The sequence below is a fragment of the Leptolyngbya sp. NIES-2104 genome (assembly GCF_001485215.1).
Taxonomy (GTDB): domain Bacteria; phylum Cyanobacteriota; class Cyanobacteriia; order Leptolyngbyales; family Leptolyngbyaceae; genus Leptolyngbya.
Genome location: NZ_BBWW01000001.1, coordinates 1,187,933 through 1,210,625 on the forward strand (window position 1 = coordinate 1,187,933; position 22,693 = coordinate 1,210,625).

Below are 22,693 nucleotides of genomic sequence, written 5' to 3' on the forward strand. Positions count from 1 at the left end.
ATAGAGAAGTTCGCCATTTTGTCTAATTCGCTTTCAATGCTCCCAATCTACAAACCGACTAGAGCAGAAGTTTTGGCTGCTTACAATACAACGCTGCCCGATGTAATCGCTCCGAATCTCAAAATCTTATTTAGCGGAATCAATCCCAGTCTTTATAGTGCGGCGGTGGGGCATCACTTCGCACGTCCGGGAAATCGATTCTGGAAAGCGATACATCTAGCGGGATTCACAGAACGATTGTTATCGCCGTTTGAAGATCGGACATTGCTCGATCGAGGATTCGGTCTGACGAATCTAGCTGAACGTGCCACGGCTAGAGCCGATGAATTAACTAATGAAGATTTATCGATCGGTCATCAAGTTCTGGCAGAAAAAATCGAACAATATCAGCCTAAACTCTTAGCTGTGTTAGGAGTGAGCGCCTATCGAACTGCCTTTAGACAACCGAAGGCACGGATGGGACTGCAAGAAAAGCCGCTATTCGATACAACGATCTGGGTTTTACCAAATCCCAGTGGATTAAATGCCCACTACCAATTAAATGATCTTGCAAACGTGTATCGCGAACTTTATTCATTTGCAACCCAAACTTGATCTAGAACGGCTAGACTTTACAAAAGTTTTAGATTTCAGAGAAACACCGTGACTATCGTTTATGCACTCAAACCTAGATTGAATAGTGCTTTCAAGCAATTGATGACCGTGCATTGGTGGATGAGTTGGGCATATTTGGTTCTATTCGTGACCGGAACTTACATGTCACAACTCGATCGATCTGTTTCCTATCGCGGATCGCTGTATGACTTTCATAAATCGATCGCCGTTCTTTCGATGGCGTTTCTCACTTGGCGGATTTTTCTACTTTTACAAGTGTGGTGGAAAAAATACACGAAGCGCTTTCCAAAGTTCACGGTTGCCTGGTTTAGAACGGTCGCCCTGCACACGAGCTTGTATGTCTTCATGTGGGCGATTCCGATCAGTGGATTTCTGCTCTCGAATTCGTTTCGAGCCAATAACGTGAAATTCTTTGGAATCGTTTTACCGGATATGTTTCCTCAGAATGCTGCAATGGTGGATGTCGGTCGAAATGCTCATTTCTGGCTGTCTTACACGTTTTTGGCGTTTATTGTGCTGCATACGATCGCACAATGGAAAGTGGTTCGCGCCAATTGGCGACGGTTTACCAATTTTCTTAAACCCAAATCGAAAGCTGTTTAGACTATGAGACAGGTCCTCTGGAGTGCCATCACCAGTCTGATTTTGCTGTCAGGTTGTACGCCTGTTGCATCGGTTGATAGCGCTCCGACGGGGGTTCGGATCATGCCGCTGGGTGATTCGATCACACAAGCCGATCGCAATCACAACAGTTATCGTCGCCCGCTCTGGCTTAAACTTCGAGCCGCAGGGTATGAGGTCAATTTTGTAGGTTCAACTCGATCGCACTACCTGGGAAATGCGCCTCAGTCTGATTTTGATCAAGACCATGAAGGACATTGGGGTTGGCGAGTCGATGAAGTGTTGACACGAATCGATCGATGGACGCAAGGCGCAAAACCAGATATAGTGCTGGTTCATCTTGGAACGAATGATGTCTTGGGTGGGGAGAGTTTTGAAAGCACGATCGCTGAATTGCAGAAACTGATTCAGGTCATGCGCCAACGAAATCCACGATTAAAGATTCTACTCGCTCAGTTAATTCCTTCTTCAGGTGGAGAGGCTTTAACACAACAGTTCAATCAACAAATTGCTGCATTTGTTCGATCAAATAGTACACAAGAAAGTCCAATCATTCTGGTTGATCAGTTCAGCGAATTTGATGTAAAACAAGATACCTATGACGGATTGCATCCAAACGAGTCGGGTGAGCAAAAAATGGCGGCTCGTTGGTTTCAAGCATTAGAAAAGCTACTTCCGAAAAAGCCCTAGTTTTTCCAGGCGCTACGGAACATCATATGACCCATTAGAAATAGAGTAATTCCGATTCCAAGAAATAGAAATTGTAAAGAGCTTCCAGGCTCAAAGCTTAAGCCCACTGGTATAAATGCAGTTCCAAGCATCCACATCATGTAGCTATAATTGCGCCGCGATCGTGATTCTAAATCCATGATTGTTCTCCCTGAATTCTTCACTTTAACGTAGCGGTTTTATTGTTCGATATCCTGCTCCTTATAGTAGAGAAGCCCTCTTTCTCTTGTTAGAAGTCTAGTTATTCGATTTTGTTCCTATTAGAGAGCATTGCAAAGTGAAAGGTTTCGCTTCAGAATAGATGCAGTGTGTTGAATGAGAAAGGAAATGAGTTCTGATCCGCTAGTTTCGGTAGTGATTGCTGCCTACAATGCTGAAGTATTCATTTCAGAGACTCTTGATTCAATTCAAGCGCAGACCTATTCTCACTTTGAAGTGATCGTTGTTGATGATGGATCGAGCGATCACACTGCGGAAATTGTGCGATTGTATGCTCAGAATGACGATCGATTTCAATTGGTTCAGCAAGAAAACTCCGGAGTTGCAGCTTCTCGAAATCTCGCCATTCAACACTCACGCGGAAAGTATATTGCTCCGATCGATGCGGATGATATCTGGTATCCAGAACGTTTAGAAAAGCACGTTCGTTGTCTAGAAGCATCTGATGAATGGGTTGGTTTGGTCTATTCCTGGTCGATGTATCTAACTGAATCAGGAAGTATCAGAGCGTATTCACCATTCGGACAATTGGGAGCAGTTGAGGGAAATGTTTTAGCAATCCTTGTGTTCTATAATTTCCTTGATAACGCCAGCACTGCAATGTTTCGCCGCAGTTGTATCGATGCTGTTGGCGACTACAATACTGAGCTAAAAACTTGTGAAGATTGGGATTTATATCTACGAATCGCTGAGAAATATCAATTCGCGATCGTGCCCAAATATCTCATTGGTTATCGACAATATAGCGGCAGCATGTCCACGAAATGTGCAACCATGTCACATTTTTATGAGCTAATTATGTCGAGAATTTATCAGCGTCACCCAGAGTTACCCCACTCGATTCGTCGTTGGGCAAATACACTTTTCTACAATAATCTACTGAGCAAAAGCTATCTTGCAGGTGACTATGCGTTGATGTTTCGCTGGATTTTTCTGAGTCTAAAAGGTGATTTCGCGCTGTTACTTCGCCCTGGACTCTATAAGGTGACGCTGGTTGCGATCGCGAAAACGCTAACCCAGCCGCTTCTTAAAGGCGTTCCGAAGCAATCTCCATCGAAACACGCCCCCACTTCAGAGACCGTGATCGAATCACAGCCGCTAAACCCTCCAGAACCAAACTTCTGGAAGCCATACGATCGCGTCATTCTGCACCGCTGGCAGCAGATGGTAAAAACGACTCAAATTTAAGAACGGAGAGGGGGGGATTCGAACCCCCGTTGAGTTGCCCCAAAACGCATTTCGAGTGCGCCGCATTCAACCGCTCTGCCACCTCTCCAGGCGTACAGTCTTAATCAATATACTACAGGAACGCTCCTTCTGACTCATCCTCGTCCAAAGTTGTTCTAAACCCTTGATTCTTCGACCATTGCAATCCTCCATTCACCTCAGTTTCGTAAGTCTGGATCTGACGAAGCTGTAATTGTTTCAAAGTTTCGGCGTGAACCGTTCTGGAGGATGCGATCGCAATTTTCGGCTGCATTCGTTCTAATAACTTCGGATGGAGTCTCCGCCCCGACCACCATAGAATCTCACTTCCAGTCAAATTACTACCTAACGCCTGTTGCTGACTCACATTCGGTACATCTTTCAGCCATAACCATCGTTGTTGACCAATTCCAAACTGCAATATCGTTGGCTCCGTACTAAGGAATTGAATCTCGATCGCGCCTGTTTTAATGGTTTGCCTCGCTGTAATAGGCAAATGCTTTCCTTTTCTTGCTGTCAGTTGTTGTATTGCTTCAAGTGAAACGGCTGACGTTCTCTTACTGGAGAAATCATAAAGCGATCGGATCGACATCTCTTCTAATAATGTCGCCCATCCATCTGAGGGCGAGACTGCGACTGCCCAGTCGATCTGATTCACACCTTCTTTCTGCAAGAACGGTAGAACAGTGAAGCGCACGGCGTTAACATCTCCAGCGTTAATCAATCCAACTCGTCCATGATCTTGAATCACCATGACCGGAGTTTGACCGACGGATAATGCTGTAACTTGTAATAAATTCGATCGTACATACCAAACTGGAACAAATACTAAATTGATTCCAATTAATAGAAATACCCACCATTGCCTTTGAAATCGAGGCAGCATCCAAGGTGTACAAACCAATCCATATAAAACGAGCATCAAGATGAGTGAAATTGTACCCACTGCGATCGAGTTTCCGGGCAATTGACAAACAAATTTCACGCTATGAATCAACGCAAGAGTTGGATAGTACAAAAGCGGCGTTGTAAAGGTTGCGATCGCTGGAGAAATCAGATTCAATCCCGCGTTAACAATTCCCCCGATGCTAATCCACGAAATAAAGATTGTCGCTGCGACGTTTGCTGGAATGCAATATGGCGAAACCATTCCGAATGCAAAGAGTTGTAGGGGTAGTGTCCAGATTAGAGCAGCGATCGGAACTGCGATCGCAGGAACGATGAGAGTCGGCAACCAATCGAGGCGTTTTGCGATCGCAGGAACCGTCACTAACAATCCCAACGTTGCCAAAAAGCTAAATTGAAACCCTAAATTCCAAATCCATAACGGATTGACAATTAGCAAAATAATTGCTGCAATCAATAACGAATTTAACGGTTTAACTCGTCTCTCAAACAAGATCCCAAACAGAACTGCAAACCCCATTACGACCGCTCGAAATACCGCAGGCTGCATTCCGGTCAGTCCCATAAACACAATCAATCCGATTGCTCCAATTCCAAACCGCACTGCTCCTGGTAATCGTTTCGTCAAAGTCAGTAATACGCCCAAGATTAATGACACTTGAAAGCCAGATGCCGCCAGCGCATGAGATAGACCAACCTTACCAAACTCATTTTTGATGTCGAACGGAATATCAACCACTCGACCCCCGATCACCATTGCACTGATCAGCGCTCCCTCTGCTTCTCCAAACTGTTTGGCTTGCGATCGCACAATCTCCCTTTGAATCATCCACCAGTCCCACTTCAGCTTCTGATTCGTATCAAGCAATCGAATCGCCGTTCCTTTTAATCCCGCAAAGCTACCTTCTTGCGCCAAGTACTTCTGAAAATCAAACCCGCCTGGATTCATTTTCGGCTTCGGTTTGTAGAGATTGCCTTGAATTGCGATCGCTTGCCCCGGATACAAGTCTTGTCCATTCACTTTCGACAAGGTGACATAAAGCCTTCCATCCGCTTTCTGTTCCTTGATCGCGCTCACATTTAACCAAATCTGTGAATTCCCGCTACGAGTCAATTTCGGAAGCGTTTCGACTATTCCCGACACCGTTACTTCTTGCCTTTCTTTCGGAACGAATTGGCTAATGTCGATCGCGCTCGGTTGCGGTGTGCGAACTTGCAAATAAAATCCTGCTGCGAATCCAATCAAGCCCGCAACAATCCAGATCTTTGCAATCGTTCGTTTCGGCTTCATTCTTGGAAGCACGATCGCACAAATCAAACCACAGAAAAGCACGATCGCACTTCCATACGGAATCGCTGTCATAAGCAATCCCAAAATATAAGCCAGACACCAAACAACCCCGCTGATCGAACTCATGCTTTACTCTTAGCCATTCAAAAACTGACTTAGAGTGCCCAGAGATTTCATCAATCCAATAAAAAAGGAGCCAGCCGTAGCCAACTCCTAAATCAGCATTTGCAAAAGTCGCTAGATTGAGAGTCCGAGCTTGATCCCAAATACAGCATGGATTACGAGAATTCCAGCGATCGCAGTCCCCAAATAAGCATGGAACAGTCTCAATCCTGGCTTATTTCCACCGAATCCCGACAACGAAACTGCTCCATTTAGATAAAGCAGCCCTAACACCACCATCCCAGTCAGAAAATGTGGACTTTCGAGAATCGGCTTCTTCTGCATCACTAGCGACAAAATCCCGCCCGTCGCCCCCAGCGTCACAAACAAGACAACTAAAGGCATCAGCTTCCGATGATCCGCCCGGTTCTTGATAGCAGCCTCTTTATCCTCGGTTAATCGCCCTTTCCAACCCGCCCAAGCCGCATAACCGCCCATCACAAACACGACGATGCCCATCATCACGGGATGTCCCCAATGCACGATCGGCTCTGGCACATTCAACGAGCGGAAAAATTGCGCGATCGGCTCCAGTGTTTCACTTAAATTCATTGATGTTCTCCCTCTTGCGTCACCGTCACGAAATATTAAGAGCATTCTACGGGACGAAAAGCGCGATCGCTCAGAATTCAAGTCAGGAATCGGTGAAGACTGCGCTTGCACTTCAGAGAATCGAGAAAATCAGCCCAAACAGCATCCAGTTCAGTAAGACTCTCGTGATAATAATGACTCCAACGCCAGCAGCGACAACTCGATAGCCAGCTTCCCAATCAACTTTTAGGTCTTTCACAATCATTTGAGTAATCAACAGTGCGACTGAGCCAAACGGAATGCCAAAAATCCAATTCCTTCCCAGAATCAACAACAGTGTTGCTTCGACTGTTCCTAAGACGACCGCGGTTCGGAACAATGTTTGAACTGAGAAAATCCGAATGCCTAGATTCAGCAAGTTAGCAATGAACAAACCAACCGACGTAAAAACGATACTGCCACCCAGAACAATAAAAATCTGGTGAACTTTAAGCGATCGACTCACCTTTTCTGTTTCTGATGTTCCGGTATAAGCTTGGGTGGGCCAATTGTTGGGAATCGTGGCATCACTCAGTAATCTAAGTCCTCGTTTGCTATGTTGCAAAACAACTGCCTTACGGAAAACGATCGTTTCTGGCGTTTTAGGATCTCCGATTTGCACATCCACAAGAGAAACGCCGCGAAAAACTTCTTCCGATTTGCTTGAAGTCACTTTTATCGACGACAGCAGTTTTGAATTGCCCTCATGCTTTTCCTCTAATTCAATCTGGGCATCAGCAAATGCTAGTGTTTTGGCAGCTTCTAAGCCTTGATATTCAGCTTGCTGCGTGTTGGCGATTGCGTCTTTCTTTGCGTCGATGATGGTCTGCTCTCCAGCAACTTGCACAGCCAAAAGACAGCGCTGTTTCTCAATGGATGATGCTCGACAGAGGTCTGCGGCAGACGGAGGAACACTCAGCAACCGAGTGATCGAAACAAAGACAAAGACAATTATGATGATCGCAAGTGGAACAAATTGTGCGATTTTATTTGATTGTCTCCGTGGACGAGAATCGACCAGAGTCACAGACGATCGCATCTGAGGAGCAGAATTTACTATCGATGTTCGCGGTTCAACGGATTCGGTTTTCTCAGGTTCAGCGATCGACGATGTTTCCTGAACTAACGTAAATTCTTTAATCTTGTAGCGAGCGTTGCTCCGCGTCTTTTGCTTATAAAGCTGTACCGATTCAATTCCAGTCAAGCTCAATCCAAAGAGCGATTCTCGAATCGATTTCGCAAACGTATCCCCTTCTAAAAGCTGATCAGTCTTTGCCGTGATGTTAAGAATAGCGCCCGTTAATTCTGCTGAAAACGTAATGGTTTCTGAACCGATCGCTTGATTTAAGTGAGATACGATCGCGTCTTCATTGATATCGATCGCTGTTTCCACAGGTTCGACTGATGTTTCAGACTGAGCGATCGCCGTTTCAACTTGCAGCGGTACAACTTCAGTCCAATCCGGTTTCGTTGTCCCTTTCACCCTTCCAAACACTTGCAATGTGTGCAGATTCGGAATATCAAGCGCTACAATTCCCTGCTGCACATACGAAACGAAGACTGCTTGATCGGGCGTTGTTTCTCCCTCCAGCATGATCTTGAGATATCCATCCTGAAACACAACTTTAGCGAGAATTCCTTTTGGTTGCAGCGATCGGTTAATCAGAGCCGCGATCGCTTTTCCATCTCCTTGTCGTGCCAAGTTGACTAAATTGGGCTGTTGAGCAGTCATACGATTCGAGTTCTAGAGGGCTTGCCGATTAGAATTCCCAAATTGACAAAGCCCTCTATCAACGCTTGCGAACTGCTTAAGCGCTCTGCTGAATTTCGCCAGCAGCCTTTGCTTCTACCGTTGCTTTAATCCGCGCCGTACTGCTCTTCCGAATGCGATCGCTCTTCCGCATTCCGCCCGCCATTTCGTACTCGCGGCTATCTTTGCCATACTTGAACGCCACCCCAATCAACATTCTGTCCGTCAGATCCGCCAAGGTTTTTTCGAGTTCATCAATGTCCTTCTTCGAGGAATCGACTTCTGCCAAAGCGCGGTTATAGCTCTCAATTCGATCGCGCATCCGTGTCATTTGCACACTCATTTGCACCAAACTCCGCGCCTCTCCGAAATCCATTGCTGGATCAACTGCTTTAAGTCCAGAAATCCGAATCTCAGCTCTTTCCAGAATTCTGGACGTTCTTCTTTGCCGGGGCATAAATGCACCTTTTTATAAGTTAATGCTGTTAGCTTGGCTTACCGCTCCTTTGTTTTGGTTCAGCAGAAAGCGCAAAACTTGATATTTTCTCAATGAAGATTTCTAGCGGAGCTGAGTAATCATGCGTATCCAATCGCTTTTATCTCAGCAGAATTACGATCGTTCATACAAAAATCGTTCGCTAAGTTGAAAAAATCGCGACGTTAGTAACGACAAGCGTAATTTTTCTAAGTAAGTTTTCGATTTTCGCCCAGAAATCGCGACGTTAGTAACGACAAGCGTAATTTTTGCCTAAAAATCGCGATGTTAGTAACGACAAGCGCGACGTTACTAACGACAAGCGTGATTTTTGTATCGTCGATCGTGCTTTTGGTTGAAACGGGAATGCGATCGACAGTTTAATTGATTTTCTTACGCTTCACTTTTCTGGGCAGACTAGCTGAGAGGTCACACAAATCACTTCAAGCTTCTACAAGAAAAACGATGAGCAAACATGAAACCCCAATGACTCGCTGGTATTGGCAACAAGTAGGAGGGACATTAATCGAAGAATTCGTTGCAGTTCAACCGTCGCCAACTTGTGGAAGAAGGGCACTAGATGGCGTAATTGTTCAAGGTGAAGAATTCAGAATCGCTCGACAGTCTGAAGTACTGATTGAAGGCAAAGACATTATTGTGATTCAAACCAAAGCAAGCCGATTAGGTATGTATCTCATGGGGCAAACTTTGTTCTCTGCGGGATTGATGAAGCAGTTTAATCCTTGCTCGATTAAGTCGATCGCGCTCTGCACTCAGAATGATGAAACCCTCTGTCCACTTTTAGAACAGCATTCCGGTATGCAGGTTGTTATTTATCCAGACACCACAACGATCTAAATAATGCTGCCTACCGAATCGCAAAGATCTGAATTCATTACCATTTACAAAGCCCCACAGAGAGGTAAGGCGTTAAAATTATTGAGTGAAGGGTTCCAATCAAGCGATTTTCCTTTCAATCCTCCCTATACAGATGGCAACTGCTACTTTGCAGGGTCAAACGATCGCAGTATTGCTGAAGAATTTAATGCAAGCTATCAAGAGGGAATTTTAGAGGTTGTGATCGATCAAGAGAATTACGGTCGCTATTTCAAGCAATTCGAGTACCGTTATGATGAGAAAGATGGAATTGAGCGAATTGAAGTCGTCATTCCTCAAAGTCTCTTTCGCATCTTGAATCAATTTCCACGAGTTCTCAAACCACGATAAACGGTATGAATCATCAAAGTTGGGATCAAATTAAGTCAAAATACGAACTCGGTCAATTTGTTCAGGGACGAGTAGAATTTCATGCTCCCTTTGGTGTGTTTGTTGATTTGGGTAACTCCTCGGTAAAAGGCTTGATTCGGATTCCTGATTTTTTAGACGAAGGCGCAATGACCGAAGAAATGTATCCTGAGCTTGGTACATCGGTTGGCGCGATCGTCGTCGGATACAACGAGAGCAATCGCCGCGAAATCTACTTAAACGCAAAGCCAAGCGTTTTGCATCAAGCTTTAGTACCATTAAAGATTAGTGCTGAGTATTAGTAGCTGTCGCTGTGATTCTTCTTGACTTGATAGGCACACGTAGACCTAAAAGCAAGGCTGCATATATTAGAGAACTCGCATCGAGAAGAAACTTTAGAAATTGTGCGATCGCTGTTGCAACGTCGTAATCTGAGGAGCGAAGCAAAACAGGCATTTCATCGCGCTTATCCCACTACACCGGAAGAAATGCTAGAAACGGCTATTTTTCACACTTATGTAGACGGTATTGGAGCCGCGCTCGACTGGTTAGTTGATCTAGAATTATTTTTACGTGATCCTAGCAAACAACTTGACGTGGGCATGACGTATCATCTCCTATATCACCTCTACAATTGGCATCAGTTCTGTACGCTTTTGCCAGATGGAAAAGCGGGAGTACTGAAGCGTCTTAGAGACATCAAAGAACTGGTGGCTGATGGAGATACAGACGCAATTCTCTCAACGATTGAGGAACTAGAGTCAATGTTTGAAGGGAGTCGAAACTACCCCGATTTCCAATAGTCTAATTTTGTCTGCACCAGGCACGATGAGAAGAAAGCGATCGCACTTCCCACTTCAATGTAAATATGCGATTACTCTTTCCACGTTCTCTAGTCCCCTTCAGCGGACTTCGCACGATTAGCCCCGAATTCCATTCCGAGGCGAGACCCAAACGCAGGGAGAAAATTAACCTGGCGCATTCTCTATCAGCATCAATATAAAGAGCGATCGCACTTCTCACTTCATATAAATGTGCGATCGCTCAATTCATCAAACTCTCTACGCGAAACTAGCTTTCAGATAGAATTAGAGCATTAAATATCAGAAGCAACATGAGAACCTTTACTGCCGTTGTAGAGAGAGACACTGACACAAATCTATATGTAGGTTACGTTCCTGGCTTTCCTGGAGCGCATTCTCAAGGTGAAACTTTAGATGAATTACAAGAGAACTTACAGGAAGTAATTGAGATGCTTTTGGAAGATGAACAAGTTACCTTTAGCACAGAGTTTGTCGGAATCCAGCAAATCGTGGTTCGATAAGCGATGAGCAATATTCCCGTTCTGAAACCACAAGAAGTTGTTCGGATTCTAGAAAACCTTGAATTTGTAGAAGTTCGGCAAAAAGGCTCGCACAGACAGTTTCGACACGAAGATGGACGAGCAACCACAGTTCCATTTCACAAGGGACGTGATATTTCTCCCAAGTTATTGCGCCAGATTGCAAGCGATATTGAATTAACCGTTGAGGCAATGCTAGAAGCGCGTTGAAGTTCAGCAAATACCCTAGTGAAAACGTTTGCGAATGCCTCAATGTCACAAGGCTTCTCTATCTATTGAAACGATCAGAGCGATCGCCCTTCCTGCTTCAAAACGAATGTACGATCGCTCTCCACCCGTTCTCTAATCCCCTTCAGCGGACTTCGCACGATCAGCACCGAACTCCACTCCGGAGCGAGACGCAAACGCAGCGAGAAAATTCGCCTAACGAATTCTGTATCAGCATCAATATAAAGAGCGATCGCACTTCTCACTTCATATAAATGTGCGATCGCTCTTTCTTCCTAAACCGCCTCAACCTTTTCCCCTTTCAACAACGGAAACCCCAACTCCTCCCGCTGTTTCAAATACAACTGCGCCACCTGCCGCGCCAAATTCCGCACCCGCCCAATATACCGCGCCCGTTCCGTCACCGAAATCACCCCACGCGCATCCAGCAAATTAAACGTATGCGAACACTTCAGCACCTGATCATACGCAGGCAACACCAACCCGCGCCCCATCAACTGTTCCGCCTCCTGCTCATACAACTTAAACAGCGTAAACAGCAACTCCGGATTCGATGCCTCAAAGTTATACGTCGAGCACTCAATCTCTCCTTGCAGATGCACATCTCCATAAGTAATGTCATCATTCCACTGAATATCAAAAATCGAGTTCACTCCTTGCAGGTACATCGTCAACCGCTCCAGCCCGTACGTAATCTCGATCGACACCGGACGACAATCAATCCCCCCACACTGCTGAAAATAAGTAAACTGCGTCACCTCCATCCCATCCAACCAAACCTCCCAACCAACCCCCCAAGCACCGACCGCCGCATCCTCCCAATTATCCTCCACAAACCGAATATCATGATCCTCCGGCGTAATCCCCAACGCCTCCAGCGACTCCAAATAAATCTCCTGAATATTGTCAGGCGACGGCTTAATCAGCACTTGATACTGATAATAATGCTGCACCCGATTCGGATTCTCCCCATACCGCCCGTCCCCCGGACGACGACACGGCTCCACATAAGCCACCGACCAAGGCTCAGGACCGATCGCCCTCAAAAACGTATGCGGACTCTTCGTCCCCGCCCCCTTCTCCGTATCGTAAGGCTGCACCACCAAGCAACCCCGCTCCGCCCAAAACCCATTCAGCGTCGAAATCACACTCTGAAAATTCACGATTCTCTATCCTCATCAACCAAATTCACTTGCCCATTGTCGCGCAAATGCCGTTCCAGAGGACGTTTTGAACCAAATTAGAAAAAACTTGAAAAAAGGTGTTGACACCTTCAGAAAGGTCAGGCTATATTGATTAAGCGGTGAGGCAAGCCAAGCGAAAGCGACGCTCCAAGCCACAGCCTGAACCTATAAAACAGAATAGTTTAGAAGCCAGAGAAAGGAAAGCCTTCGTCAAGAAAATGTCTCTATTTATGTAGAGACCGGAAGGATAACCGGATAAACATCTAATTATCGAGCTACAAACAACTTCAACATGGAGAGTTTGATCCTGGCTCAGGATGAACGCTGGCGGTATGCTTAACACATGCAAGTCGAACGGAAGACTTCGGTCTTTAGTGGCGGACGGGTGAGTAACGCGTGAGAACATGCCTATCGATTGGGGACAACAGTTGGAAACGACTGCTAATACCGAATGTGCCCTTTGGGGTGAAAGATTTATCGTCGATAGATTGGCTCGCGTCAGATTAGCTAGTAGGAGTGGTAACGGCACCCCTAGGCGACGATCTGTACTTGGTCTGAGAGGATGACCAGGCACACTGGAACTGAGACACGGTCCAGACTCCTACGGGAGGCAGCAGTGGGGAATTTTCCGCAATGGGCGCAAGCCTGACGGAGCAATACCGCGTGAGGGAGGACGCTTTTTGGAGTGTAAACCTCTTTTATTAGGGAAGAAATGATGACGGTACCTAATGAATCAGCATCGGCTAACTCCGTGCCAGCAGCCGCGGTAATACGGAGGATGCAAGCGTTATCCGGAATTATTGGGCGTAAAGCGTCCGTAGGTGGCAGTTCAAGTCTTTTGTCAAAGCGTGCGGCTTAACCGCATACGGGCGGAGGAAACTGGGCTGCTAGAGTGCGATAGGGGTTACAGGAATTCCCAGTGTAGCGGTGAAATGCGTAGATATTGGGAAGAACACCAGCGGCGAAAGCGTGTGACTGGGTCTGCACTGACACTGAGGGACGAAAGCTAGGGGAGCGAAAGGGATTAGATACCCCTGTAGTCCTAGCCGTAAACGATGACAACTAGGTGTGGTTCGTATCGACCCGAGCCGTGCCGTAGCCAACGCGTTAAGTTGTCCGCCTGGGGAGTACGCACGCAAGTGTGAAACTCAAAGGAATTGACGGGGGCCCGCACAAGCGGTGGAGTATGTGGTTTAATTCGATGCAACGCGAAGAACCTTACCAAGGCTTGACATCCTCGGAATCCCTGTGAAAGTAGGGAGTGCCTTCGGGAGCCGAGAGACAGGTGGTGCATGGCTGTCGTCAGCTCGTGTCGTGAGATGTTGGGTTAAGTCCCGCAACGAGCGCAACCCACGTTTTTAGTTGCCAGCATTCAGTTGGGCACTCTAGAGAGACTGCCGGTGACAAACCGGAGGAAGGTGTGGATGACGTCAAGTCAGCATGCCCCTTACGCCTTGGGCTACACACGTACTACAATGCGTTGGACAAAGAGTCGCAAGCTAGCGATAGCAAGCCAATCTCATAAACCAACGCTCAGTTCAGATTGCAGGCTGCAACTCGCCTGCATGAAGGCGGAATCGCTAGTAATCGCAGGTCAGCATACTGCGGTGAATACGTTCCCGGGCCTTGTACACACCGCCCGTCACACCATGGGAGTTGGTCACGCCCGAAGTCGTTACTCTAACCGTTCGCGGAGGAGGATGCCGAAGGTGGGGCTGATGACTGGGGTGAAGTCGTAACAAGGTAGCCGTACCGGAAGGTGTGGCTGGATCACCTCCTTAAAGGGAGACCTACCCCTTCTGATTTAGCTTAGTCTGAAACAGAAGTTGGTCATCTCAAGGTCGGTCGAAGCTTTCCATTGATTTCGCTGTGCTTCTAAACTATCCCGGTTCAGGGAAATGTGGGCTATTAGCTCAGGTGGTTAGAGCGCACCCCTGATAAGGGTGAGGTCCCTGGTTCGAGTCCAGGATGGCCCACTCCATTCAATCAGGCGTGATGTGTTTTAACGCATGGGGGTTTAGCTCAGTTGGTAGAGCGCCTGCTTTGCAAGCAGGATGTCAGCGGTTCGAGTCCGCTAACCTCCACCAACTTTTATAGAGTCAGGAACAAGTCAGCAACTCGTCTAGTCGCATAGAGAGCCTGCTGGGAGTTGTTCCCAGTCAAAAAGAACCAAGAAAACTGCATAGTACGTTGTCAGGTAGAAATACACAGACACCAATGTAATTGGACTAATCGCGAATTGAGTCAATCAATTTAGTGGTCAAGCTACAAAGGGCAGATGGTGGATACCTAGGCACACAGAGGCGACGAAGGACGTGACGACCGACGATAAGCTTCGGGGAGCTGGAAGTGAGCATTGATCCGAAGATTTCCGAATGGGGCAACCCTAAACATGGCTACCTGAATCCATAGGGTAGAACAAGCCAACCCAGCGAATTGAAACATCTTAGTAGCTGGAGGAAGAGAAAGCAAACGCGATTTCCGGAGTAGCGGCGAGCGAAATGGAAACAGCCTAAACCAGTGGATTTATCCATTGGGGTTGTGGGACAGCAACGTGTATCAGAGCGTCTAGACGAAGTAGTGAGAAGCTACACCAGAGAAGGTGAAAGTCCTGTAGTTGAAAGATTAACTGAGCTAGCTGGATCCCGAGTAGCATGGAGCACGTGAAATTCCGTGTGAATCAGTGAGGACCACCTCATAAGGCTAAATACTCCTGTGTGACCGATAGTGAACTAGTACCGCGAGGGAACGGTGAAAAGAACCCCGGGAGGGGAGTGAAATAGAACATGAAACCATCTGCTTACAAGCAATGGGAGGACGATTCAACGTCTGACCGTGTGCCTGTTGAAGAATGAGCCGGCGACTTATAGGAACAGGTAGATTAAGGCGGGAATGCCGAAGTCAAAGGGAAACCGAGTCTGAAGAGGGCGTGATATCTGTTTTTATAGACCCGAACCCCGGTGATCTAACCATGTCCAGGATGAAGCTTGGGTAACACCAAGTGGAGGTCCGAACCGACTGATGTTGAAAAATCAGCGGATGAGGTGTGGTTAGGGGTGAAATGCCAATCGAACCGGGAGCTAGCTGGTTCTCCCCGAAATGTGTTGAGGCGCAGCGGTAGTTGTTCCACTCTGGGGGTAAAGCACTGATTCGGTGCGGGCTGGGAGACCGGTACCAAATCGAGTCAAACTCAGAATACCAGAGGTACAGACTGCCAGTGAGACGGTGGGGGATAAGCTTCATCGTCAAGAGGGAAACAGCCCAGACCATCAGCTAAGGTCCCCAAATAACACCTCAGTGATAAAGGAGGTGGGAATGCAGAGACAACCAGGAGGTTTGCCTAGAAGCAGCCATCCTTAAAAGAGTGCGTAATAGCTCACTGGTCAAGCGTTCCTGCGCCGAAAATGAACGGGGCTAAGGTGTTTACCGAAGCTATGGACTTGCATTTATGTAAGTGGTAGGGGAGCGTTCCATTGTAGTGAGAAGCATCAGCGGCAAGCAGGTGTGGACGAAGTGGAAGTGAGAATGTCGGCTTGAGTAGCGCAAACATTGGTGAGAATCCAATGCCCTGAAATCCTAAGGGTTCCTCCGGAAGGCTCGTCCGCGGAGGGTGAGTCGGGACCTAAGGCGAGGTCGAAAGACGTAGTCGATGGACAACTGGTGAAGATTCCAGTACTCGATTCAAATTGTGACGGGGGACGGAGAAGGCTAACACAGCTCCATGTTGGTTAGGAGTTCAAGCCTACGAGGCTGTGAGAGACGGCGGAAACGTCTTGAGCTGAGTGGTGAGTACGAGGGTCTACGGACCCGAAGTGTGTGATGTCAGGCTTCCAAGAAAATCCCGGATCACGTTAATTTGAATCACCCGTACCCGAAACCGACACAGGTAGGATAGTTGAGAAAACTAAAGGGCGCGAGATAACTCTCTCTAAGGAACTCGGCAAAATGACCCCGTAACTTCGGGAGAAGGGGTGCCACTGAAAGGTGGTCGCAGTGAAGAGGCCCAAGCGACTGTTTACCAAAAACACAGGTCTCCGCTAAGTTGCAAAACGATGTATGGGGGCTGACGCCTGCCCAGTGCCGGAAGGTTAAAGAAGTGGGTCAGGACTTCGGTCTAAAGCTCGCGACTGAAGCCCCGGTGAACGGCGGCCGTAACTATAACGGTCCTAAGGTAGCGAAATTCCTTGTCGGGTAAGTTCCGACCCGCACGAAAGGCGTAACGATTTGGGCGCTGTCTCGGAGAGAGGCTCGGCGAAATAGGATTGTCTGTGAAGATACGGACTACCTGCACCTGGACAGAAAGACCCTATGAAGCTTTACTGTAGCCTGGAATTGGGTTCGGGCTTTAACTGCGCAGGATAGGTGGGAGGCTATGAGAGATTCCTTGTGGGGAATCTGGAGCCAACGGTGAGATACCACTCTGTTAAGGCTAGAATTCTAACTTGTGCCCGTTATCCGGGACGAGAACAGTTTCAGGTGGGCAGTTTGACTGGGGCGGTCGCCTCCTAAATGGTAACGGAGGCGCGCAAAGGTTCTCTCAGGCTGGTTGGAAATCAGCCGTAGAGTGTAAAAGCACAAGAGAGCTTGACTGTGAGACGAACATGTCGAGCAGGGACGAAAGTCGGCTTTAGTGATCCGACGGCAGAGCGTGGAATCGCCGTCGCTAAACGGATAAAAGTTACTCTAGGGATAACAGGCTGATCTCCCCCAAGAGTTCACATCGACGGGGAGGTTTGGCACCTCGATGTCGGCTCATCGCAACCTGGGGCGGTAGTACGTCCCAAGGGTTGGGCTGTTCGCCCATTAAAGCGGTACGTGAGCTGGGTTCAGAACGTCGTGAGACAGTTCGGTCCATATCCGGTGCAGGCGCAAGAGTATTGAGAGGATTCTTCCTTAGTACGAGAGGACCGGGAAGAACGCACCGCTGGTGTACCAGTTATCGTGCCAACGGTAGACGCTGGGTAGCCAAGTGCGGAGTGGATAACCGCTGAAAGCATCTAAGTGGGAAGCCCACCTCAAGATGAGTACTCTCATGGGGTTAACCCAGTAAGGTCACGGGGAGAACACCCGTTGATAGGCGGTAGGTGGAAGTGTGGTAACACATGCAGCCGAGCCGTACTAATAGACCGAGGGCTTGACCTCCACGACTGAATCAATCAGATGAGTCCGATGACCGGTGTCTGAAGTACAATCTACGCAAAACTGACAACGAGCTATGCAGCCTTCTGGGTTCTGAAACTCTCACGAGAGTGAGACTCAACCCAACCGTATTCCTGGTGGAAATGGCGATGTGGACCCACACTCATCCATCCCGAACTGAGTAGTGAAACGCATTTGCGGCGACGATAGTGAGTCGGTAGCGACTTGTCAAAATAGCTATCCGCCAGGGTGTTAATAGGAAAGAGAAAGCAGCACCTTGCTAGTTGAGTGGGGTGCTGCTTTTTTGTGTCTTTCTCATTGTTAGAACAAGGTGAGGTTAGAACAAGCTGAAAGACGGGCACTATTGATACAACAAAGTCCTGCCTCTTGAAGTAAGGATGTTATTCAATTTGATGTGTGATCCCTCTTCTGTTACTTGCTCGTAGAATTGGAGATTCAATGTGCAGCCGATGTCCAACTGAAAAGTTGTGAAAGGTAGGCAAGGTTTTGCGATCTTTACCTGACCGTCCGATCGTGTCACACTGCCTGCAACTCAGAGGACGTTTGAGAAGTAGCGGATTATACGGCGCGCTAGAATAGCAGTATGAACCGAAAATATTATTCTACTGATATCACTGATGTTGAGTGGATTATTCTCAAACCATTGATTCCAGCAGTTCAACCGGGTGGTCGTCCGCGTTTTAGGAATATGCGCGAAATCATTAACGCGATCTTCTATATTCAACGCAGTGGCTGTGCCTGGCGCTTAGTGCCGCATGAGTTTCCACCCTGGCAAACGGTGTATTATTACTTTCGCACTTGGCGGATTGCGGGTGTGTGGGAAATCATGCTTAAAACGATTCGTGAACAAGTGCGTCAAGCATTGGGACGAGCAACCACACCCAGTGCTGGCATCATTGATGCTCAGTCGATTAAAACTACTGAAGTCGGCGGGACAGAACGGGGCTATGACGGTGGCAAAAAGGTGAAAGGGCGCAAGCGTCATTTGCTGGTCGATACGCAAGAATTTGTCCTGAAAGTCAAGGTACTGGCAGCGAACACAGCCGACCAAGAAGGTGCGAAGCAACTGCTCCAGGGGATTCAAGCTCAATTTCCCTGCTTACGGCATTTGTGCGTCGATGGGGGCTATCGCACCACGTTTGTCAGTTGGGTCAAAGAGCAGTTGGGTTGGAGCGTGCAGCGTGTTCAACATCCCAATGCTGGATCACGTCGTCGCATTACGATGCCAGGTGTCGAACCTGCGCCGATTGACCGCAGTTTCAAAGTGATTCCGCGCCGTTGGGTAGTAGAACGAACTTATGGTTGGCTTGGGCGCTATCGACGGTTGAGTAAAGACTACGCATATTTACCTGAAACTTCGGAAGCATTCATCTACACCACATCTCTCCGTACACTCCTACGGAGACTGGCATAATCTGCTACTTCTCAAACGTCCTCTTAATTGTGCGGCTGCCTATGAAAATTGCGTATTTGTTTCAGATGCTCAATTAGGTTCATCTGGTCACTTAGAAAGTCACGACTGCTTCATTCTGCTTTTTTCCTATCGATAAACTAGCCCTGCTTTGAGGATAGGAATTTAGGGTGAGGGCAGAATGCTTGGATTTCACGGATCAATTCGGATGGCTATAAATCGTGGAGTCAGCTTGTAGAGCGAAATTTGAGCAAATGCACCCGGTTTTTTCGCTTGGTCTTCGACTTGCTAATCTTGCTACGGATGGACAATATCAATCCGGTTTTCTGTCGGAGTGGTAGTTTAGGAAATTCCGTTGATCCCCGGTTCCTCGTAAGATATGAGGTGAAGTGTCAAACAAATAACCCGTGAAAGCAATCACCCTTCTTGGCTCAACTGGATCAATCGGGACACAAACCCTTGATATTGTAGCTGAGCATCCAGATCAGTTCCGCATTGTTGGCATGGCAGCAGGACGCAATGTCGAGCTATTCGCGCAGCAGATTCGCAGGTTTCGACCGGAAATTGTGGCGATTTGTGAAGAGGCTAAACTGGCAGAGTTGAAGGAAGCGATCGCAGATCTCAATCCACAACCGATTATTCTCTCTGGTGAAGCAGGTATCGTCGAGGTCGCTCGATACGGCGATGCAGAATCCGTGGTCAGTGGAATTGTTGGCTGCGCGGGATTGCTGCCCACTCTGGCAGCGATCGAAGCAAAGAAAAATATCGCTTTAGCCAATAAAGAAACGATTATTGCGGGTGCGCCTGTGGTGCTGCCATTGATGCAAAAACATGGCGTGAAAATGCTTCCGGCGGATTCGGAACATTCTGCGATTTTTCAATGCTTGCAAGGCGTTCCAGAAGGCGGATTGAAAAAGATCATTCTCACCGCTTCAGGGGGGTCGTTCCGAGATTTGCCCGTGGAGCAATTGGCAACGGTGACGGTTGCAGACGCGCTGAAACATCCGAATTGGACAATGGGACGCAAGATTACGATCGATTCTGCTACTCTGATGAACAAAGGGTTAGAAGTAATCGAGGCACATTATTTATTTGGAGTAGACTACGACGATATTGAAATTGTGATTCATCCGCAGAGCATTATTCACTCGCTGATCGAACTGCAAGATACTTCTGTATTGGCGCAGTTGGGATGGGCAGATATGCGGCTTCCCTTGTTGTATTCGTTGTCTTATCCCGATCGCGTTCCAACGACCTGGGAACGATTGGATCTAGTGAAGTTGGGAACGCTGACGTTTCGAGAGCCGGATCACGCAAAATATCCTTGCATGAAGTTAGCGTATGCAGCAGGACGAGCGGGGGGCTGTATGCCTGCGGTGCTGAATGCAGCGAACGAACAAGCGGTCGCGCTCTTTTTAGAAGAAAAGATTCAATTTCTTGATATTCCGCGTTTGATTGAAGAAACCTGCGATCGCTATACGACTCAAAATCGATCGACTCCAAGCTTAGAAGAGATCTTAGCGGCGGATGAATGGGCGCGGCAGACCGTTGTTTCTGCGAGTCAATTGGTCGAAGTTTAAGAGAAAGTGCGATCGTCGTGTTTGGCGATCGCGCCAATCCACGCCCAAAGGTCAAGCGCAGATTGCGAAGCTTCGATATGAGCGGCTGCGAGTCTTATACAATCAGGGAGCAATCCCCTATTCAACACTATTAGAAGCTCAGCAGGAGTATCAGAGCCTTCAGAATCGTTAGCGTTCTAAGATGAGTGTAACAGGTCCATCATTCTCAATCGATACCTGCATCATCGCCCCAAATTTTCCGGTTTCGATCTTCAATCCACTGACACGCAGTTTTTCAACAAACTGGTCATAGAGTTGTTCAGCTTGATCGGGTGCTGCCGCTTGATCAAATGATGGTCTGCGTCCTTTGCGACAGTCTCCGTAAAGCGTAAATTGACTCACGACGAGAATTTTGCCATTGATATCTTGAACAGATTGATCGAATCTGCCATCACTTGAAAAAACTCGCAATTCTAAGCATTTTTTTGCCATCCAGTCGAGTTCTGCTTCGGTATCGGTTTGGGCAATTCCAACTAAGAGATTTAAGCCGCGATCGATTTTTCCAATCACTGCTCCATCTACCATCACTTGAGAAGAACGAACTCGCTGAAGAACAACACGCATAACTGACAGAGCGATGGAGTGAATTAGCTTATCAACTTACTGTACTTGATGATCAGTGCACACTATCATGAGGGCGTGATAAAAATCAAGTCTTGCTCAATACCAAGCTTTCTTCTGTTTCTGCGCTTCAATGAGAAGATTCCAATGAAGTCTCTTTATGGAAAATCCGTCTTCGCGATCGCTCAATGATCGATTAAAACAAATTGCTGCTTTGTTCTTCAAGCTGGGTGTGATTGGCTTTGGCGGTCCAAACGCACACATTGCCATGATGGAAGACGAAGTCGTGAAAAAGCGACAATGGCTTTCACGCGATCAGTTTCTGGATTTACTCGGCGCAACTAATTTGATTCCTGGTCCGAACTCGACCGAACTGGCGATTCATATCGGTTATGTCTATGCAGGATTCTTTGGGCTAGTGGTTGCGGGCGTTGCATTCATTGTTCCAGCAATCCTAATCACGACTGGATTCGCTTGGCTCTATGTTGCCTTTGGAACAGTACCACAGTTTGCATTTCTGTTGTACGGCATTAAGCCAGCGGTATTGGCGATCGTGGTTGATGCACTTTGGCGGTTAGGGAAGAAAGCGATTAAAACCCGTAAGTTATTTGTGATTGCGATCGCGGTTGCGCTTCTGGTTTTGCTGGGTCAGGTCAACGAAATCCTGGCATTGCTGATCGGGGGAGTGCTTGGAATGCTTTGGTTACAACTTCCCGATCGAGGCAAACAAACTAAGGAAGAAGCAAACATTCTGATTGCTAGTATTGTGACCGGAAGTGCTCTGAAAGCAACTGCGGCGACGGTTGCAGCAATTGAAGTTTCACTCTGGAAATTGGGCTGGTCGTTTCTGAAGATTGGCAGCATTTTGTTCGGTGGCGGTTATGTGTTGTTGTCATTTCTGCAAGGTGAATTTGTAGAAGGTCATCGGTGGTTAACACAACAACAGTTATTAGATGCGATCGCAATCGGTCAATTTACACCCGGACCGATCCTTTCAACTGCTGCATTTATTGGGTTTGTAATCGCAGGAGTTCCGGGTGCGATCGTGGCAACAATTGGAATTTTTCTACCGTCGTTTATGTTTGTATTTGCCCTAAATCCGTTGATTCCGCGATTACGTCAATCGAAATGGACTTCTGCTTTTCTCGATGCAGTGAACGCGAGTGCGATCGCGCTGATGGCGGCAGTCACCGTGCAATTAGCGATCGCGACATTGGGGAAATCAACCGTGCCTTATGTTGATCTTTTGGCAATTGCGATCGCACTTATTAGTGCTGTGTTAGCGCTTCGATTTCGAGTCGGTGCTGCTTGGTTAGTTGTTGGCGGAGCACTCATCGGCTGGATTGCATTGACGTTAGGCTATGTAACAAGATTAGGCGTGTAAAAGGTTGGCAGCATT

General features: G+C 47.4%; 21 protein-coding genes, 3 tRNA genes and 3 rRNA genes. 18 read left to right on the plus strand and 9 right to left on the minus strand.

The window, feature by feature from the left end:
• The first annotated feature begins 36 nt into the window (after positions 1 to 36).
• The 3 genes from mug to NIES2104_RS05450 are packed head-to-tail and all read left to right on the plus strand — an operon-like array spanning position 37 to position 1,926.
• Positions 37 to 594 (plus strand): G/U mismatch-specific DNA glycosylase, encoded by a 558-nt coding sequence (gene mug, locus NIES2104_RS05440; RefSeq protein ID WP_058996497.1) that lies wholly within the window; start codon positions 37 to 39, stop codon positions 592 to 594.
• A 48-nt stretch (positions 595 to 642) separates the two neighbouring features.
• On the plus strand, positions 643 to 1,218 hold the full coding sequence (locus NIES2104_RS05445) for a cytochrome b (protein ID WP_058996499.1): 576 nt from the start codon (positions 643 to 645) through the stop codon (positions 1,216 to 1,218).
• A 3-nt stretch (positions 1,219 to 1,221) separates the two neighbouring features.
• Positions 1,222 to 1,926, plus strand: a complete 705-nt coding sequence (locus NIES2104_RS05450) for an SGNH/GDSL hydrolase family protein (RefSeq protein ID WP_058996501.1) — start codon at positions 1,222 to 1,224, stop codon at positions 1,924 to 1,926.
• Here NIES2104_RS05450 and NIES2104_RS31590 read toward each other — a convergent pair.
• Positions 1,923 to 2,105: a hypothetical protein gene (locus tag NIES2104_RS31590; RefSeq protein ID WP_156426870.1), complete on the minus strand. Its 183-nt coding sequence runs from the start codon at positions 2,103 to 2,105 to the stop codon at positions 1,923 to 1,925. The two genes, NIES2104_RS05450 and NIES2104_RS31590, sit on opposite strands and share 4 nt — an antisense overlap.
• 187 nt (positions 2,106 to 2,292) lie before the next feature.
• Here NIES2104_RS31590 and NIES2104_RS05455 point away from each other — a divergent pair, with 187 nt between their 5' ends.
• Positions 2,293 to 3,372, plus strand: coding sequence for a glycosyltransferase (locus tag NIES2104_RS05455; protein WP_058996502.1), 1,080 nt, complete (start codon positions 2,293 to 2,295; stop codon positions 3,370 to 3,372).
• Between the two features lie 3 nt (positions 3,373 to 3,375).
• On the opposite strand, the gene NIES2104_RS05460 is transcribed toward NIES2104_RS05455, so the two are convergent.
• The 5 genes from NIES2104_RS05460 to NIES2104_RS05480 form a co-directional block, all read right to left on the minus strand.
• Positions 3,376 to 3,460: transfer RNA gene (locus tag NIES2104_RS05460), tRNA-Ser, on the minus strand.
• Positions 3,461 to 3,484: 24 nt separating this feature from the next.
• Entirely contained in the window at positions 3,485 to 5,713 is a 2,229-nt protein-coding gene (locus NIES2104_RS05465) for a ComEC/Rec2 family competence protein (RefSeq protein WP_058996504.1), read from the minus strand.
• Positions 5,714 to 5,824: 111 nt separating this feature from the next.
• Positions 5,825 to 6,301, minus strand: a complete 477-nt coding sequence (locus NIES2104_RS05470; protein WP_058996506.1) for a DUF4079 domain-containing protein — start codon at positions 6,299 to 6,301, stop codon at positions 5,825 to 5,827.
• 112 nt (positions 6,302 to 6,413) lie between these two features.
• Positions 6,414 to 8,051, minus strand: a complete 1,638-nt coding sequence (locus NIES2104_RS05475; protein WP_058996508.1) for a hypothetical protein — start codon at positions 8,049 to 8,051, stop codon at positions 6,414 to 6,416.
• A gap of 76 nt (positions 8,052 to 8,127) precedes the next feature.
• On the minus strand, positions 8,128 to 8,526 hold the full coding sequence (locus NIES2104_RS05480; RefSeq protein ID WP_058996509.1) for a hypothetical protein: 399 nt from the start codon (positions 8,524 to 8,526) through the stop codon (positions 8,128 to 8,130).
• Between the two features lie 483 nt (positions 8,527 to 9,009).
• Between NIES2104_RS05480 and NIES2104_RS05485 the strand changes: the two genes are divergently transcribed.
• From NIES2104_RS05485 to NIES2104_RS05510, 6 genes are all read left to right on the plus strand, one after another.
• On the plus strand, positions 9,010 to 9,402 hold the full coding sequence (locus NIES2104_RS05485; protein WP_058996511.1) for a hypothetical protein: 393 nt from the start codon (positions 9,010 to 9,012) through the stop codon (positions 9,400 to 9,402).
• Positions 9,403 to 9,405: 3 nt separating this feature from the next.
• Positions 9,406 to 9,771, plus strand: coding sequence for a hypothetical protein (locus tag NIES2104_RS05490; RefSeq protein WP_058996513.1), 366 nt, complete (start codon positions 9,406 to 9,408; stop codon positions 9,769 to 9,771).
• 5 nt (positions 9,772 to 9,776) lie between these two features.
• Positions 9,777 to 10,091: an RNA-binding protein gene (locus tag NIES2104_RS05495; protein WP_058996515.1), complete on the plus strand. Its 315-nt coding sequence runs from the start codon at positions 9,777 to 9,779 to the stop codon at positions 10,089 to 10,091.
• A 114-nt stretch (positions 10,092 to 10,205) separates the two neighbouring features.
• Positions 10,206 to 10,592 carry a hypothetical protein gene (locus tag NIES2104_RS05500; RefSeq protein ID WP_156426871.1) on the plus strand — a complete coding sequence of 129 codons (387 nt, stop codon included), beginning with the start codon at positions 10,206 to 10,208 and terminating at the stop codon, positions 10,590 to 10,592.
• Between the two features lie 311 nt (positions 10,593 to 10,903).
• Positions 10,904 to 11,113 (plus strand): type II toxin-antitoxin system HicB family antitoxin, encoded by a 210-nt coding sequence (locus NIES2104_RS05505; RefSeq protein WP_058996519.1) that lies wholly within the window; start codon positions 10,904 to 10,906, stop codon positions 11,111 to 11,113.
• 3 nt (positions 11,114 to 11,116) lie between these two features.
• On the plus strand, positions 11,117 to 11,341 hold the full coding sequence (locus tag NIES2104_RS05510) for a type II toxin-antitoxin system HicA family toxin (protein WP_058996521.1): 225 nt from the start codon (positions 11,117 to 11,119) through the stop codon (positions 11,339 to 11,341).
• A gap of 74 nt (positions 11,342 to 11,415) precedes the next feature.
• Here NIES2104_RS05510 and NIES2104_RS32215 read toward each other — a convergent pair whose 3' ends face one another.
• Both NIES2104_RS32215 and glyQ read right to left on the minus strand, forming a co-directional pair.
• On the minus strand, positions 11,416 to 11,604 hold the full coding sequence (locus tag NIES2104_RS32215; RefSeq protein WP_058996523.1) for a hypothetical protein: 189 nt from the start codon (positions 11,602 to 11,604) through the stop codon (positions 11,416 to 11,418).
• Between the two features lie 30 nt (positions 11,605 to 11,634).
• A complete protein-coding gene (glyQ, locus tag NIES2104_RS05520; RefSeq protein ID WP_058996525.1) occupies positions 11,635 to 12,522 on the minus strand; it encodes a glycine--tRNA ligase subunit alpha in 888 nt (295 codons plus the stop codon).
• Positions 12,523 to 12,832: 310 nt separating this feature from the next.
• On the opposite strand from glyQ, the gene NIES2104_RS05525 reads away from it, so the two are divergent.
• The 7 genes from NIES2104_RS05525 (at position 12,833) to dxr (ending at position 20,694) form a co-directional block, all read left to right on the plus strand.
• Positions 12,833 to 14,324: ribosomal RNA gene (locus tag NIES2104_RS05525) — 16S ribosomal RNA — on the plus strand.
• Between the two features lie 121 nt (positions 14,325 to 14,445).
• Positions 14,446 to 14,519, plus strand: a tRNA-Ile gene (locus tag NIES2104_RS05530).
• 35 nt (positions 14,520 to 14,554) lie between these two features.
• Positions 14,555 to 14,630 (plus strand) — tRNA-Ala (locus NIES2104_RS05535).
• A gap of 171 nt (positions 14,631 to 14,801) precedes the next feature.
• Positions 14,802 to 17,685: ribosomal RNA gene (locus NIES2104_RS05540) — 23S ribosomal RNA — on the plus strand.
• A 130-nt stretch (positions 17,686 to 17,815) separates the two neighbouring features.
• Positions 17,816 to 17,932: ribosomal RNA gene (gene rrf / locus NIES2104_RS05545) — 5S ribosomal RNA — on the plus strand.
• Together the 16S, 23S and 5S rRNA genes with 2 tRNA genes alongside form the textbook arrangement of a ribosomal RNA operon.
• A 354-nt stretch (positions 17,933 to 18,286) precedes the next feature.
• Complete coding sequence (locus NIES2104_RS05550; protein WP_058996528.1) at positions 18,287 to 19,117, plus strand: IS5 family transposase; 831 nt, start codon at positions 18,287 to 18,289, stop codon at positions 19,115 to 19,117.
• Between the two features lie 404 nt (positions 19,118 to 19,521).
• A complete protein-coding gene (dxr, locus tag NIES2104_RS05555) occupies positions 19,522 to 20,694 on the plus strand; it encodes a 1-deoxy-D-xylulose-5-phosphate reductoisomerase (RefSeq protein WP_058996531.1) in 1,173 nt (390 codons plus the stop codon).
• A 168-nt stretch (positions 20,695 to 20,862) separates the two neighbouring features.
• Here dxr and dtd read toward each other — a convergent pair whose 3' ends face one another.
• Entirely contained in the window at positions 20,863 to 21,297 is a 435-nt protein-coding gene (gene dtd / locus NIES2104_RS05565; RefSeq protein ID WP_058996534.1) for a D-aminoacyl-tRNA deacylase, read from the minus strand.
• 157 nt (positions 21,298 to 21,454) lie between these two features.
• Here dtd and chrA point away from each other — a divergent pair, with 157 nt between their 5' ends.
• The gene (chrA, locus tag NIES2104_RS05570) at positions 21,455 to 22,678 is read left to right on the plus strand and encodes a chromate efflux transporter (RefSeq protein ID WP_058996536.1); all 1,224 of its coding nucleotides are present in this window, start codon (positions 21,455 to 21,457) and stop codon (positions 22,676 to 22,678) included.
• Positions 22,679 to 22,693: the final 15 nt, after the last annotated feature.